This window comes from Vallitalea okinawensis, from assembly GCF_002964605.1.
GTDB lineage: Bacteria > Bacillota > Clostridia > Lachnospirales > PQDH01 > Vallitalea_A > Vallitalea_A okinawensis.
In genome coordinates this window covers 340,322-353,763 of the sequence record NZ_PQDH01000005.1, presented here as the reverse complement: position 1 = coordinate 353,763, position 13,442 = coordinate 340,322, and the positions used below count along the sequence as shown (strand labels likewise).

General features: G+C 31.9%; 13 protein-coding genes. 5 read left to right on the top strand and 8 right to left on the bottom strand.

Annotated elements, in window-relative coordinates; translation table 11 throughout:
• Positions 1-126 precede the first annotated feature (126 nt).
• The 5 genes from C1Y58_RS16005 to C1Y58_RS15985 form a co-directional block, all read right to left on the bottom strand.
• Complete coding sequence (locus C1Y58_RS16005; protein ID WP_105617090.1) at positions 127-816, bottom strand: response regulator transcription factor; 690 nt, start codon at positions 814-816, stop codon at positions 127-129.
• 46 nt (positions 817-862) lie between these two features.
• Positions 863-2,326, bottom strand: coding sequence for a sensor histidine kinase (locus C1Y58_RS16000; RefSeq protein WP_105617089.1), 1,464 nt, complete (start codon positions 2,324-2,326; stop codon positions 863-865).
• Between the two features lie 11 nt (positions 2,327-2,337).
• Positions 2,338-3,084 (bottom strand): ABC transporter permease, encoded by a 747-nt coding sequence (locus C1Y58_RS15995; RefSeq protein WP_105617088.1) that lies wholly within the window; start codon positions 3,082-3,084, stop codon positions 2,338-2,340.
• Complete coding sequence (locus C1Y58_RS15990) at positions 3,081-3,809, bottom strand: ABC transporter ATP-binding protein (RefSeq protein WP_157950145.1); 729 nt, start codon at positions 3,807-3,809, stop codon at positions 3,081-3,083. Before C1Y58_RS15990 ends, C1Y58_RS15995 begins: the two co-directional genes overlap by 4 nt.
• A 72-nt stretch (positions 3,810-3,881) precedes the next feature.
• Positions 3,882-4,814 carry a hypothetical protein gene (locus C1Y58_RS15985; protein ID WP_105617086.1) on the bottom strand — a complete coding sequence of 311 codons (933 nt, stop codon included), beginning with the start codon at positions 4,812-4,814 and terminating at the stop codon, positions 3,882-3,884.
• Between the two features lie 214 nt (positions 4,815-5,028).
• On the opposite strand from C1Y58_RS15985, the gene C1Y58_RS15980 reads away from it, so the two are divergent.
• The 3 genes from C1Y58_RS15980 to C1Y58_RS15970 all read left to right on the top strand — a co-directional run bounded on the left by C1Y58_RS15980 (position 5,029) and on the right by C1Y58_RS15970 (position 7,864).
• The gene (locus C1Y58_RS15980; RefSeq protein WP_105617085.1) at positions 5,029-6,732 is read left to right on the top strand and encodes a S8 family peptidase; all 1,704 of its coding nucleotides are present in this window, start codon (positions 5,029-5,031) and stop codon (positions 6,730-6,732) included.
• A 142-nt stretch (positions 6,733-6,874) separates the two neighbouring features.
• Positions 6,875-7,324 (top strand): hypothetical protein, encoded by a 450-nt coding sequence (locus tag C1Y58_RS15975; RefSeq protein WP_242985411.1) that lies wholly within the window; start codon positions 6,875-6,877, stop codon positions 7,322-7,324.
• 30 nt (positions 7,325-7,354) lie between these two features.
• Positions 7,355-7,864 carry a hypothetical protein gene (locus C1Y58_RS15970; RefSeq protein ID WP_105617084.1) on the top strand — a complete coding sequence of 170 codons (510 nt, stop codon included), beginning with the start codon at positions 7,355-7,357 and terminating at the stop codon, positions 7,862-7,864.
• A 60-nt stretch (positions 7,865-7,924) separates the two neighbouring features.
• On the opposite strand, the gene C1Y58_RS15965 is transcribed toward C1Y58_RS15970, so the two are convergent.
• Complete coding sequence (locus C1Y58_RS15965) at positions 7,925-9,496, bottom strand: PAS domain-containing protein (protein WP_105617083.1); 1,572 nt, start codon at positions 9,494-9,496, stop codon at positions 7,925-7,927.
• A 295-nt stretch (positions 9,497-9,791) separates the two neighbouring features.
• Here C1Y58_RS15965 and C1Y58_RS15960 point away from each other — a divergent pair, with 295 nt between their 5' ends.
• A complete protein-coding gene (locus C1Y58_RS15960; protein ID WP_105617082.1) occupies positions 9,792-10,343 on the top strand; it encodes a sigma-70 family RNA polymerase sigma factor in 552 nt (183 codons plus the stop codon).
• Positions 10,340-11,308, top strand: coding sequence for a DUF4367 domain-containing protein (locus C1Y58_RS15955; protein WP_105617081.1), 969 nt, complete (start codon positions 10,340-10,342; stop codon positions 11,306-11,308). The genes C1Y58_RS15960 and C1Y58_RS15955 overlap by 4 nt, the downstream gene beginning before the upstream one ends.
• Positions 11,309-11,416: 108 nt before the next feature.
• On the opposite strand, the gene C1Y58_RS15950 is transcribed toward C1Y58_RS15955, so the two are convergent.
• A complete protein-coding gene (locus C1Y58_RS15950; RefSeq protein WP_105617080.1) occupies positions 11,417-12,358 on the bottom strand; it encodes a DHH family phosphoesterase in 942 nt (313 codons plus the stop codon).
• Between the two features lie 118 nt (positions 12,359-12,476).
• Entirely contained in the window at positions 12,477-13,355 is an 879-nt protein-coding gene (locus C1Y58_RS15945) for a damage-control phosphatase ARMT1 family protein (protein ID WP_105617079.1), read from the bottom strand.
• Positions 13,356-13,442 lie beyond the last annotated feature (87 nt).

Sequence of the window (13,442 nt, the reverse complement as noted above, 5' to 3'; positions counted from 1 at the left end):
CCATAAAAAAATCTCCTTCCTGATTGTTTGGATTATAACCAGGATGGAGATTTTTACACAGTTTACGTTACAGACTCCGCTAGAATCATATATTCTAGCGCATTATCTATTTTTTGTAGCATTCCTTTAAACTTTAAATCGATACCCTGCGCCCCAAATAGTTTCAATGTATTGAGGCTTGTTGGTATTAGCTTCAATCTTTTCTCTAATTTTACCGATATGAACGGTGACAGTCGCAATATCACCGTAATGTTCTAGACCCCATACCTTATCAAAAAGGTATTCTTTACTGAAAACTTTATCAGGATTACTGGCTAAAAATAATAATAGGTCATATTCTTTTGCTGTAAGCACAATTTCTTCACCATTTACTCTAACCCTTCTAGCATCTATATCGATATCAAGACCTCTTATAGTTAAATGTTGACTTACTTTCTTCGTGGAATCAACTAATCGGTCATAACGAGCGAGGTGAGCTTTTACTCTTGCTACCAATTCATTTGGACTAAAGGGCTTCGTCATATAGTCATCAGCACCAAGACCTAACCCTCGTATTTTATCAATATCTTCTTTGCGAGCAGATACCATTAGAATTGGAATATTTTGATCTTCACGTATTCTCTTGCAGATTTCAAAACCATCTATTTCTGGAAGCATTAAATCTAAAATGATTAGGTTATAAGAACCCTTCATAGCTTCATTAAGTCCCTTTACTCCAGATTGAGCAATAACTACTTGAAAACCATTTATCTCTAGATAGTCTCTTTGTAATTCTGCTATGCTTATATCATCTTCTATAATTAATATTTTTTTCATGTATTCACCCCATGAGCTCTAAACTAAATAAAGTTATAACTTTAGCTTATTCTTTGATAAGTGGAATTTCAATGAAAATGGTAGTACCTTTGCCACTTTCACTCTCTGCCCAAATCTGTCCATTAAGTTGTTCAATAATCTGTTTAGCAATGGCTAGCCCTAATCCACTGCCACTAATCTTTGTATTACGCGACTTATCACATCTATAAAATTTATCAAATATTTTATCTAGTTCATCTTGCTTAATACCTTTACCATAATCTTGTATTTCAACATGAATTCTATCTTCAAGCATGTCAGTTCTAATTTCAATTTCTTGGTTATCTATGGAGTATTTCACTGCATTTTGTACTACATTAAGAATAACCCTCCTGAATTGTTGAGGATCGATCATCATGTAACAATCTGATTTTAGCGTTGATTGATACATTAACTTAAAATCTATTTTTTTGAGATCCATAGCAATCTCATCTATGCAATCGTTAAAGTAACTCATTGCATTCACCTTTTCGAAATTAAAAGGCATTCTATTCAAATCCAATTTAGAGAATAAGAACAAATCATCGATTAGTTGATCTAAAATCATTGATTTTTTATAGATAACATCTAAGTATTTAGCCATCTTATTTGGATCATTTGCAACACCATCTTTGATACCTTCTACATAACCTTTTATGGATGTTATGGGTGTTTTGAGGTCATGAGAGATACTCGTAATCAACTCTTTTCTGTTTTCTTCATATTGGATCTGCTTTTCTATGGAATTTTTTAGTTCTTCCCGCATAATATCAAAGGAAGTCATTACTTTACCAATTTCATCTTTTTTATTCCTAGGTAGTTTAAAATCCAGCTGGCCGTTTTTAATTTTTACAGTAGCCTCTTCTAGTTTTTTTAAAGGCTTAACAATCATTTTAGTAACGACAAGTGTCATCAAGAAGAGTATTAAAACAATGATTACAAAAAATATGTCAAATACATTATTATAAACTTGTTCTCCAACCGTATTTATTTCATTATTATTATAAAGGACATAGAATTGTGCATCTATATCTTCAGAAACATTCTCATTGTATTTTAGTATGGTGAAATCACTTTCTTTCGTTGAATAATTAGCCATACCAAAAGGCTCATTCCTATGACCTTTCTTGAAGCGAAGTTCAAAGAGTTCATTATGAAAATCCTCTAATTCTGGAGGTGTTAACTGATACACGATTTCTTGATTTACAGTGATATAAAAATAAACACCATAACGTTTAGATAATGCCTCCATGTTATTTTTGAATTCAGTATTATTAAATTTTTCTGGTTCATATTTAGCCATATACTTAAAATCAACAATGATATCTAAAATGTCTGAGACTGCTTCAGTGATGGGTACATTTTCAAATGTACTTTCAGCAATGCTGTGAGCAAAGTCTCTTGTTGTTTTTACAAAAGAGAATACCAGAATCATAAGACTAAATAATATAATAATAAAATATGATAAAATTAATTTTATACGAATTGACAAATGATCACTTCCTAGCTTTCTGCAGTAGTTAATCTAAGTAATCCAGCAGATACTAATATTATATAGTAGGCGACCATATATAGCAATATCATAAAGAAGTTGATGCCTATACTGCTATTCATCAATGGACTATAGAAATCCATGTAGGTTAAAGGTGACAGTACATATAGTTTATCAATGAATACCTGACCTACATTAATAAGGAACAATCCTAATACACCTAAGCCAATAGCCATTGAACCATTTGAAAAAAGTTGTCCGATTAATAATCCCCATGCAGAAATAAGACCTAAGGGTATGATTACTAGAATACAAGTTATGAAGGCTTCAATAGTACCACTGAAAAAGGCATCCGATGCACTAAAAGCACTTCCTATTATTGCCACAATTAGTATGGAGAAAACCATTAAAAGATTAGCGATGGTTAAAGCAACGAGTTTTGAGAAATAGAGTTTAATACGCGATACAGGACTTGTTAACAATATTTTAAGGGTTCCTTGACTTTTCTCACTTGCAAAACTATCTACCCCCAATATAAACGTGAATAATGGTACGATGAACATAAACATTAACTCTATAATTGTTTTAGCCAATTGATCAGATTGGATAATGTTGAATCCTAAAAAGCTATTTGCGGTATATTGTAGTACAACTAATAAAACTGTTAATAGCGCTAAAATTAGAATGAATACTTTTGTACGCTTTCTAGCGAATAATTTCATGCATTCATTTTTTACAGTTGGCAAAAATGTATTCATGCAGTAACCCTCCTATCTTTTATAGATGTTAAGAAATAGTCTTCTAAAGTTTTATGTTCTTTAAGGGCATCTTCTTTATTAGTTATTTTAATAATTTCTCCGCGATCCATTATAGCCACTCTTGTTGCAATATCTTCTATATCATGAATCAGATGAGAAGATACAATTATAGACATACCTTCTTTTTCTGCCAAGTATTTAATATAAGTTCTTATCATGGATTTACCTTCAATATCCATCCCGCTGAAAGGTTCATCTAAAAGTAATACCTTAGGTTGATGGATAACAGACATAGCAAAGGCTAACCTTTGCTTCATTCCCGTTGAATAATTTCTAGTACGTTCATTAACAAACTGGCTTAATCCAACCTTATCCAAAACTTCATTTCTTCTTGTATCGGTGATTGAAGTATAATAATTTGTAACGAGGACCATATGCTGCAAAGCATTAAGATTTGGATACAGTCTGACATCACCTATCATGCAACCTATTTGTTTCATATAAGATTCATAATCTTTTTCCATTTCTTTATCACCTATACTAATTGAGCCTTCTTGTTTATTTAATAAACCAGTAATTAATTTTAGAGTTGTGGTTTTACCTGCTCCATTTGGTCCTAACAAGCCAAAAATTTCACCTTCACCAGTAGATAGATTTATATTTACTACACCTCTATTGGTTTTGTATTTTTTAGTTACATTTTTTAGTTCTATAGAATTACTCAATATTGTCACCTCCAAAGATTGTTTTTATAACATGAGAAAGAGAGTAATAATACCCTCTTTCTTTATATCTAGCTATTTTTTTTGATGTCTCATATCTTTATTGTTCATTTCAATCTCTTCCCAGTCATATGCTTCTGCATCAATTGTATCAACTACAGTAGTGTCTTTATCTTGAATTATTGTATTAACTGTAACGAATACATCATGAGATTCACCATCTTCATCTGTACCTGTAGCATTAATTTTAAAGTCTACACCGTTAACTTGATAATCTGCATCAACGTACAGTGATAAGTAGATGAGATTAATTTCTTTGTTGTTAACGAGTTGAGGAAGTGACTCATGAATAGAATCAAAATCTTTTAAGAATGGATAATTTTCTAATTGGGCATCATATTCATCTTCATATTCACCCATATTATCATGCTCACTTGGTTCAATAGCAGCTAATAAATTAACGATTTGAGGTATTTCATCTTCTTTTAGTTCAACAGTAATAACTCGAGATCCATCTTCATTGATTGTTTCAACAAATTGTTCTTTTAAATCACCAACTAAATAATCCATTAATTCTTCTTGAGCAACTGACCATTCTTTCTCTTTAGCCATTTCATATTCATAAGCTTCCTCTGATTTCTCATGTTGGCTCATATAATAGCCATTTTCACTTTCGTCAATAATATAAAACGTATTATCAACACCATAGAAATCTAGATCTTTGTTTTGGTCTTGTGTAGATAAGCTTACTGATCCACTAGCTAATTCATTAACTTGATCTGCCTGAAAATCAGCATCAATGGATAAAATATTTTCACCATTATCGCTAATAACAACTGTTGTCTTCATAGTACCGTTACTCAATTCTTTTGATTCATTTTGTGCTTTTAGGACTTCTTTAAAAGATTCATATCCTGCTAGTGGATTAGAGCCTGCCATAACTGCTACAGTAAACAGTGATAACGATAGAACTAATACAACTAGTAAAGTAAATTTTGTTTTCTTCATATATATCTCTCCTTTATTTGATGATGTTTATATTGTAGACATCAATACTAAAAGAGAGGTAAAGTAATTCTAAAATTTTTCTAAAATCATATAAAACATTAGTAAAGTGAGTTAAGGTATATTAAAGAGTAATATAAGGAGTAAGGTAAATCATAAATTAACAGTAAAGAGACCATTGTTTAAGATATAGGAACCTCTTAAAAGGAGGGGGAAAATGAGGCAAGAAGTTATGGAGAACGAACTAAGCTGCCATGAGATTATTACTTCTGACAACTACGTAGATTTGTATTACCAAATTAGAGGAGATATTGAAGAAGTAGCTAAAGAAATGGGAGCAGAATGTGTTCGTAACATTTTTGAAGATTGGGTTATGTTTCACATCAAAGTAGATCCAGATGATTGTGATGAGTTTTACCTTAATAGTGAATATCGATTATTGACTAATTTGTATGGATTATCAAGCATAAGTAGCATTGAAGCAGCTGGTATAGGAGGTGTACTAAAGTTACCTGGATTAGGAATTACTGGTAATGGGGTTACTGTTGCAGTCATTGATACAGGAATAGATTATCTTCATGAAGCCTTCAGATATGAAGATAATACAAGTAAAATCATAAGTATCTGGGATCAAACTGAATCGGGTACTCCACCAGAGGGGTTTCTATTTGGTACAGAATATACGAATCAACAAATTAATGAAGCACTAAATTCTGATGAACCATTATCCATAGTACCGACTACAGATGAAATTGGACATGGAACCTTTTTAGCAGGCATTGCAGCTGGAAGATCTAATAATAAGAAAAATTTTCAAGGAGCAGCTCCAGAAGCAGACCTCGTTGTAGTTAAGCTTAAGCCGGCAAAAAAGTGTGTCAAACAATTTTTTCAAGTGAAAGAGGATGTTATTGCTTATCAAACCAGTGATATATTTCGGGGATTAGATTATGTCATTAATAAATCAAGGGGAAAACCTATGGTTGTTTTTTTAGCTTTATCTTCGTCCGATGGACCACACAATGGAACAAGTGAGCTTGAAGAATATATGGCAAAACTAGGTGATGCAATTGGTGATGTCATTGTTACAGCTGCTGGTAATGAGGCTGATAAATCTCGCCACTTTCATGGAGTATTAAAAGATAATGAAGATAAAGTGAAGATAGAATTAAATATTGCTGAAAGAGAAAATGGTGTTTTTTTTAATGTTTATGCTCCTTTGCCTGATAGAATTAATATTGAGTTAATCTCTCCAAGTGGTGCGACAACTGGTAAATTACCTATTAAAACTAATGAATGGCAGATCATTAATTTCCCTGTAGAATCATCAGTTATTCGAGTTAATTATAGAATAGATTTGAGAGCTGGAGGCGAATCCATAGCAATATTTATTATCAATCCTTTACCTGGAATATGGAATTTAGTGGTCTATGCGGACTTAATAGCTAATGGTGAGTTTGATATTTATCTACCTACTAATAATTTCATTGAAAAAAACACCTATTTTTTAAAACCAGATCCTTATATAACGATTACCCTTCCATCGACTAATACTGGGACTATAACTATTGGAGCATACAATGAAGTTATTAATAGTATTTTTTTAGAGTCTGGAAGAGGGTATACAAGAGCTAATAGTATTAAGCCTGATATTGTTGCACCAGGGTTCAATGTCGTAGGTCCTTATCCTAATAATCAATATGGTACGATGTCTGGTACAAGTGTGAGTACTGCCATTACAGCTGGTGCTTGCGCTCTTTTATTAGAGTGGGGAATCGTAAAAGAGAATGATCCTACAATCAATACGATCTCTGCAAAGAACTACTTAACGAGGGGCGCACGTAGAAGAGATAATATCAGATACCCGAATCGGGAATGGGGATACGGAGAATTGGATTTATTAAATACCTTTAAGGAACTTTAAAGCTAACAGACTAGCTTCAACACTGTAAAGGTGAAGCTAGTTTTTATTTTGTAGTTGTATATGGTATAATTTTACTAATAAATTAAAGCTAGATAAAATAATTTCAAACTAAATATTATTTGAAAACCATAAAGGGGATGATATGGATATGAAGACTGTGTATCGAGTATTGATTATATTACACATATTAGTTGGAACAGGAGCTATAGTAGGAGGGATAGCTGGTATTATAAATCCAATAGAACCATTAGGTTTAACACTTGAATTTCTAGAGCATTCCCCATTTAGCAATTTTCTCATTCCAAGTGTAATTTTGTTAACTATAATTGGTTTTGGTAATGTTATGAGTGCCATTACACTATGTATTAAGTCAAGATATCATGGGTATGTGAGCAGTGTTTTTAGTTGGGCTTTAGTTATTTTCATTTTAGTCCAATGCATTATAACCAAAACAGTTGCCTTCATGCACATACTATTTTTTATAGTCGGCATGATTGAAGGAATTTTATCGATGATTATTTTGTTTAAGCAGAGTTTATTTCCAGCCAATATTATACTTAATTTTTATGAGGGTAAGAGCAAAAAAGTATAAGAATCTATTGTATAAAGGTGAAATGTAAAGATGAAAAAACTTACTAAAATAGTTCTAAGGATAATAAGTATATGGTTAGGTATAAGAACAATTTCAGCTATCATTTTATTTGCTTCAGCTTACATCGACTACGAGAGTGGGGAAATCATGGGGTCAGGTGTTTTCTCATATGGATTTATTCTCATATGTGTTGTAGTGTTATGGACTTTTGCTGATAAAATTGCAGAAACAATACTTGATGGAAAAGATAATCAAATTGAATCTCATGATAATCAATGTAAGATTTATGGAATCTTACATGTAGCAGTATTTATATTAGGAATCTATTTTTTCGCTGATGCACTGCCTGCATTAATAAATGTGACAGTTAACGTTATGATTTTAGGAGTTGAACATATAGGGGATTTTACTGAAGGAATAAAAATGAACCTAATACCTCAATTAGTTGAAAATTTAATTAGGATAATTATAGGGATTGTATTTATTTTTAGTCCCAAGAAGATTTTAGCCTTATTTGATTATACTGTTTATAAGGATTAAAAAGATATATAAATGGCTGAATGAGAAGACCCCCAATTATACAATGGGGGCCACAACACGCTACTTATTTCTATCTATCTCATCAACCAATTTACTAATTAGATCAGATACTTGGAAGCCACCTCTTTCGCTTATCATCTCTAGTGTGGCTACATTGGCCATGGTCTTAAAAAGGATTGGTGATTTTAGCTTTTCAAACTTAGGAGATAGGGATACTAAGTAGTCTTTTAAATAGGGATATTGTTTAACGAGTGTCCCCACTTTAGTATCTTGTACTATGTTATACTTATTTTCAATAAGTTCAGTAGATGGTTCATCATTAATCCGATCATTGTTATTAGATTCTGATTCCCAGGATAGGAGTCGTTGATTACCAGTTAAACTTCTTATATGGGTAACGTCTTGCATCATCTCAAGAACACCCCTGAAATGACCTTCTTCATCTCGAACAGCATTATAAATGATATAGATAAACTTACCACCCATTTCAAGCCAGAATTCAGCTTCATCCTGTTCACCTTTTTTAAAAGCATCAATGATCTTTTCTACAGTATCAACACTTTCTCTAGGATGACAATTTTGAACCCTTCTACCGATTACTCCAGCACTTCTTGGAAAGACCCGATGTTTTGTATCACTGTAAAACTTTACAATGTCATTTTCATCAACATAAGACAAATCAACTTGTAAGTGTTTAAAAATCATATTAATCTGCTTCAAGGTAAGCTGACCTTGACTAACATTGAGTACTTCATCATCCTGTGTAGAATGAGAGATACCATGTTTTTGAAGTACACTTGCAAGATCTTTTAATAATTCACTATTAGAGTCAAGAGCCTTATCTAAAGCATTAAGATCCTTTGTAGTAGGTTTATATAATGGAGGAGTATCGATTAAGCAGTAACCAATTTCATCATCACTAATTCTCATTTCAGTAAATTCTTCGTCACTTAAAAGCTCAATTGAAGTAGGGAATAGAATTTCACTCTCCTTTATAATCATATCTCTAACCAATTCAATAACCTCAGGCTGTAGAGCTAAAAATTCTATATCATTATCATCGTTTAGGAAAGCTTTAGCTTTTCGTATGATGTCTTTTATATTATTATCCAAGGTCCACATGACTTTAGATGGTTTATCAAAACCTTTACGTTCAAGGGCTGGAAACAGTTGATTTTGTTTTCTGCTAAAATGAACACTAATTTGACTTAATTGATCATATAATTCTAGCCATTGATTTTTTATAAATTTTTTTTCTAATAAGGATTCCATTGATGAAAGAACTTGTTCAATTGCTAGATTTTCATCTTGGTAGGTACTAATCGGATGACCTTTGGGCAAGTTCAAATCAGTTGATTCAAGGATGCCATCAAAGATTTCAAGAATATCATCCATTCTTTCAGCTAGCATATCATCCGTAATACCATAGGATTGCAGATGTTGTTCACCAATCGCAAACTCTTCTGCAGATACCTTTTCAAAAGATGCATTCATTTGCTTTTTAGCTTCATCTAAAGTGATTTTATTTTGAAGAAAATCAAGTTTAATAGTAATCATTTTTTTTAATCTCGAATCATCAATATCTAAGTGATGATTCATTTCTATATTATCTAATCTTAAATCTTTCTCCATCCAATCAACTCCTTTTTAAAAATGATAATTATTATCAATTATAACTATATCATAGCATAATATGTGGATAAGTCAATAAAAACAAGTGATTTACAATAAAATAATAAGATTTTCTGATATTTTTGTCTATAACAGAGTCTTTCTTAATATAAGAACAATGCACCTATGATATACTAGTTTTAACATAATATGAAAGTTTGATGTTTGAAAAATATATGTAATGAATTGAAATACTGTTCGTATTAACATATGACAACTTAGCTAAGTTAAGAAGTTATGGAAGGAGGATATTCATATGCAGGAGCTTACTGCGCTAAATCAATTAGACAAAAGTGATACACAAGAACATGAATTAACTCAAATCTTTCAGGTTTATTATAAGAGAGTTTATAACTATATATATTACCGCGTTAATTGTCACTATACAACAGAGGATTTAACAAGTCAGGTCTTTGAAAAGATTATTCAAAAATACCACACCTATAATAAGAGTAGGGCACCCTTTGAAGTATGGCTTTTCACCATTGCAAGAAACATTGTAACAGATCATTTTAGAAGTCGAAGAAAGTATCAATTGTTTTCTTTTGATGCTGTCAAAGAATTAATCTCTAAAGAAAAAGTACCTGAAGAGGTTGTAGTCAAAGCTGAAACAAATGATGAGCTTTTAAGAGCTTTAAATATTCTTGAAGCAAGGGAGAGGCATATCGTGGCGCTTAAATTTGGAGCCAATCTAAAAAATAAGGAGATAGCTGAAATGTTAAGAATATCTGAGAGTAACGTGGGAGTTATTCTCTTTCGCACAATGAAGCGATTAAAAAAAGAAGTAGAAAGAGAGGGAATTCGATGAAAGATGAAAGTATTGAGAGTAAATTCTCTAAGGATTTAGACGCTTATTTTCGAGGAGTTGTAGAACTTAACAAACAAGAGTCTGATGAATATAAGGAACTCTTTGAATTAGGGAAAAATTTAGCTGATAACGATTTTAGTATAAACAGCCATAAAGATGCAGTCTATCAGAAAATTTGGCTAAGTATTCATAAGAATAAAAGAAGTGTTGAGATGAATAAATTTAATATGAAACATAAAAGTGTCAAGGTTGCTGCTTTTGCCATGGTTTGCTTGTTGGGTATATCTATATTCAGTACATCTTCAGCAGCACAAGATTTCATGGATAAGATAATAAGAACTATATCTCTTGGGCATATTACTGTTATTCAAACAGAGTCACCAGAAGTTAATGAATTACCTATGCCAAGTGAATTAGTAGGCAAAATTTACGATAAAGAAGGGAATCCAATAGATGTTATTTCTAAAGATTCTACTGAAAAGCTTTATGATGCAGAAGGAGAAGAGATCGTTACTATGGTAGATGGTGAAATCATTACGACCTCCAAAGAAGGGACATCTCAACAAATAGATAAACTAGTCATAGAAGATAGTCAGAAGCTTAATAAATACACATCCTTTAATGTTATGCTTCCAACATACCTACCAGAAGGATATATTTTTGATAGGGCAGAATTTTATAAGGATGAAAATGGGGAAGTCAGTGATAAGTATATAGACCTAATCTTTAGTAATGGGCAGACTGGACAATATTTTTTTATGCAGCAACGATTGGCTAACGAAGAAACAGCTTATGAGTTTGGAACAGATGGTGAAATAAAAGAAATTGATATCAATGGGGTAAAGGCAATTATAACAGATGGAAGGAAAATTAATTGGGAAACTAACGATGTACTCTATGGTTTATCAGGAGGAGGAGTAATAACTGAGGATGAACTAATTAAAATAGCAGAATCTATTAAGTAATTAAATACTTTTAAGGAGCTACTTTTCTGTAATGTTACATATGAAAAGGATAGCTCCTTTTTAATACTAGTAGCTTAATAAGTAATATGAAAAGTATAGATCATCAAATTATAAGCATAACCATTTCTTGAAGTCAGGAAGTATTGTGCTTCCCCTAGAAGCAATATAAGGGTATGCGACTTCATGAGTATGTTCATCAAGTATATAGTAGGCTGTTGTTCTTTTATTATAGAAATCTCTGTGAATAAAAACATGGCAATAACATTGTCCAAACCTACTTTTTTTGGATTTCATGTAATGAGTAATATTCTTTACTCTTTCATTTATTTGAGGACGATCTCCAAAAAACTCGATGCCTGAGGAGGCTATTCTTTTGCCATTAATCTTGTATTCTTTATAAAAGTTCATTTGCAATTCTTCCATTGGTTTTTCTAAATCCGTTTCAAAAATACTCTCTTTTTTACACCTCAAAAGATCCAGGTTTAATTTTTTAGATAATTTCCTAGCGAGGACTTCCTCATCACTTCCACCTCTGTTAACAGTTAAGCCGCAAGTATCAATCAGCAATGAATAAAGAACTTGAACTTCTTCATCATATGTCATTGTATACCCTAAAGTATTGTACATTTCAAAGATGAGTTTGCTGGTTGAGCCTGAGGGTTTTACTATCTTTAATAACCCATCAATATGATTATCTTCATGGTGATCCACGATGCCTAAGACTTTTTGAGGGTGAATATTTTTATAGGATTCAAAAGGATCATTATGGTCGACTAAGAAAACATAATCATTATCAGTGATAACATGCTTAAGGATTCTACCACAATTTATTTTTTCAATGATAGATTTATCAATGGAGTCTATTAAGTTATAATCAATTAAAAGAGTAGGGACAGCATTTATGCCCTCTTTATTAAGTAAATTAGAAAGAAGTAAACTGGATACATAGCTATCAACATCAGGAATTTGATGCCCAATAACAAATAATGTACGATCCCCTATTATGGACCTGATTTTTTTCAAATTACTTTTTAGATAGACATAAGTCATAAAGAAGCCTCCTATTTCTATTACTTAGCTTACGGTCTTTCAGTTAATGTACCTTTTAGTTTAGTCTCTTGCAACACTTGCTGAAACCCTATTCTCCATATCTTTATTAAACGAATACTCATCGTTCACGTCCGAGTAAATGTCTTTTAATAACAAAATCTCCGTGGGTACATTTTAAATCATCTGCGATAGGTTTACATTTAGCTTTTAGAAGAAAGTAAATTTCTTTATCTTGCATTTCACTTAAGGTTTCATAATTAGCCTGCCCCTTTGAAATGATTAAATCTGCTTCCTCAAATTTCATTTTAAAAACTTTAGAACAAGTATTCATAATCGTACCTTGAGCATCAGAACCATTATCGATTACTCTTACCATTTCTGTCATGCCTACTTCAATAGCATCTTCCATGGTAGCATCATTGACTATGGGTGCTCCCTTAACCACATATGTAATTTTTTCTTTAGGAAGTTCATTAATTAATAATTGATCAAATACTATTTCACCAGCATTATCCCCTAGATAAAGTATTTTATTTGCCTTTTTAGCACTTTCTAACAGGTCCTCAGGTGTTTGGCCTTGAATCTCAGTATCTAGACATTCCATAACAGTAGATCGAATTTTATGTTTATCAATTGATGAAACAGCTACAAAGTCAATAATATTACCAGCAATGGCACATCTGCAAGCCGTATTGATGGGGGATAGGCTATCTTTGACTAGCTGATCAAGTTGAAGTTCTCTGCATATCATTTTAGCATCCCTATTAAATTGAATTTTGAGTTGTTTATATGGATCATTATTCTTAGTAACTTTTTTTACATGCATTTGTATGGCTCTACTTAACCCAGGAGCTACTTCTAAATCATCAAAGTGACTAGCCTCATTTAAAGCATGCTTGATAATATCTTCTTGTATATCTGTATTATCAGTCACCTTTCTAGCAATGTCTACTGCTTGCCTAATTAGACAAGGGATGCAATCATAACTTAGTTTCATCTTATTTCCTCCAAAATAATTAGTAATTAACCCAAATTTATTTAAATTCGTTATGTATTAGTATAAAATAAATGGTATAATTTTAAA

Excerpts from the sequence above, each read along its gene's own strand:
- C1Y58_RS16005 (WP_105617090.1), bottom strand. The coding sequence starts at position 816 with ATGAAAAAAATATTAATTATAGAAGATGATATAAGCATAGCAGAATTA.
- C1Y58_RS15995 (WP_105617088.1), bottom strand. The coding sequence starts at position 3,084 with ATGAATACATTTTTGCCAACTGTAAAAAATGAATGCATGAAATTATTC.
- C1Y58_RS15985 (WP_105617086.1), bottom strand. The coding sequence starts at position 4,814 with ATGAAGAAAACAAAATTTACTTTACTAGTTGTATTAGTTCTATCGTTA.
- C1Y58_RS15980 (WP_105617085.1), top strand. The coding sequence starts at position 5,029 with ATGAGGCAAGAAGTTATGGAGAACGAACTAAGCTGCCATGAGATTATT.
- C1Y58_RS15975 (WP_242985411.1), top strand. The coding sequence starts at position 6,875 with ATGGATATGAAGACTGTGTATCGAGTATTGATTATATTACACATATTA.
- C1Y58_RS15970 (WP_105617084.1), top strand. The coding sequence starts at position 7,355 with ATGAAAAAACTTACTAAAATAGTTCTAAGGATAATAAGTATATGGTTA.
- C1Y58_RS15965 (WP_105617083.1), bottom strand. The coding sequence starts at position 9,496 with ATGGAGAAAGATTTAAGATTAGATAATATAGAAATGAATCATCACTTA.
- C1Y58_RS15960 (WP_105617082.1), top strand. The coding sequence starts at position 9,792 with ATGCAGGAGCTTACTGCGCTAAATCAATTAGACAAAAGTGATACACAA.
- C1Y58_RS15955 (WP_105617081.1), top strand. The coding sequence starts at position 10,340 with ATGAAAGATGAAAGTATTGAGAGTAAATTCTCTAAGGATTTAGACGCT.
- C1Y58_RS15950 (WP_105617080.1), bottom strand. The coding sequence starts at position 12,358 with ATGACTTATGTCTATCTAAAAAGTAATTTGAAAAAAATCAGGTCCATA.
- C1Y58_RS15945 (WP_105617079.1), bottom strand. The coding sequence starts at position 13,355 with ATGAAACTAAGTTATGATTGCATCCCTTGTCTAATTAGGCAAGCAGTA.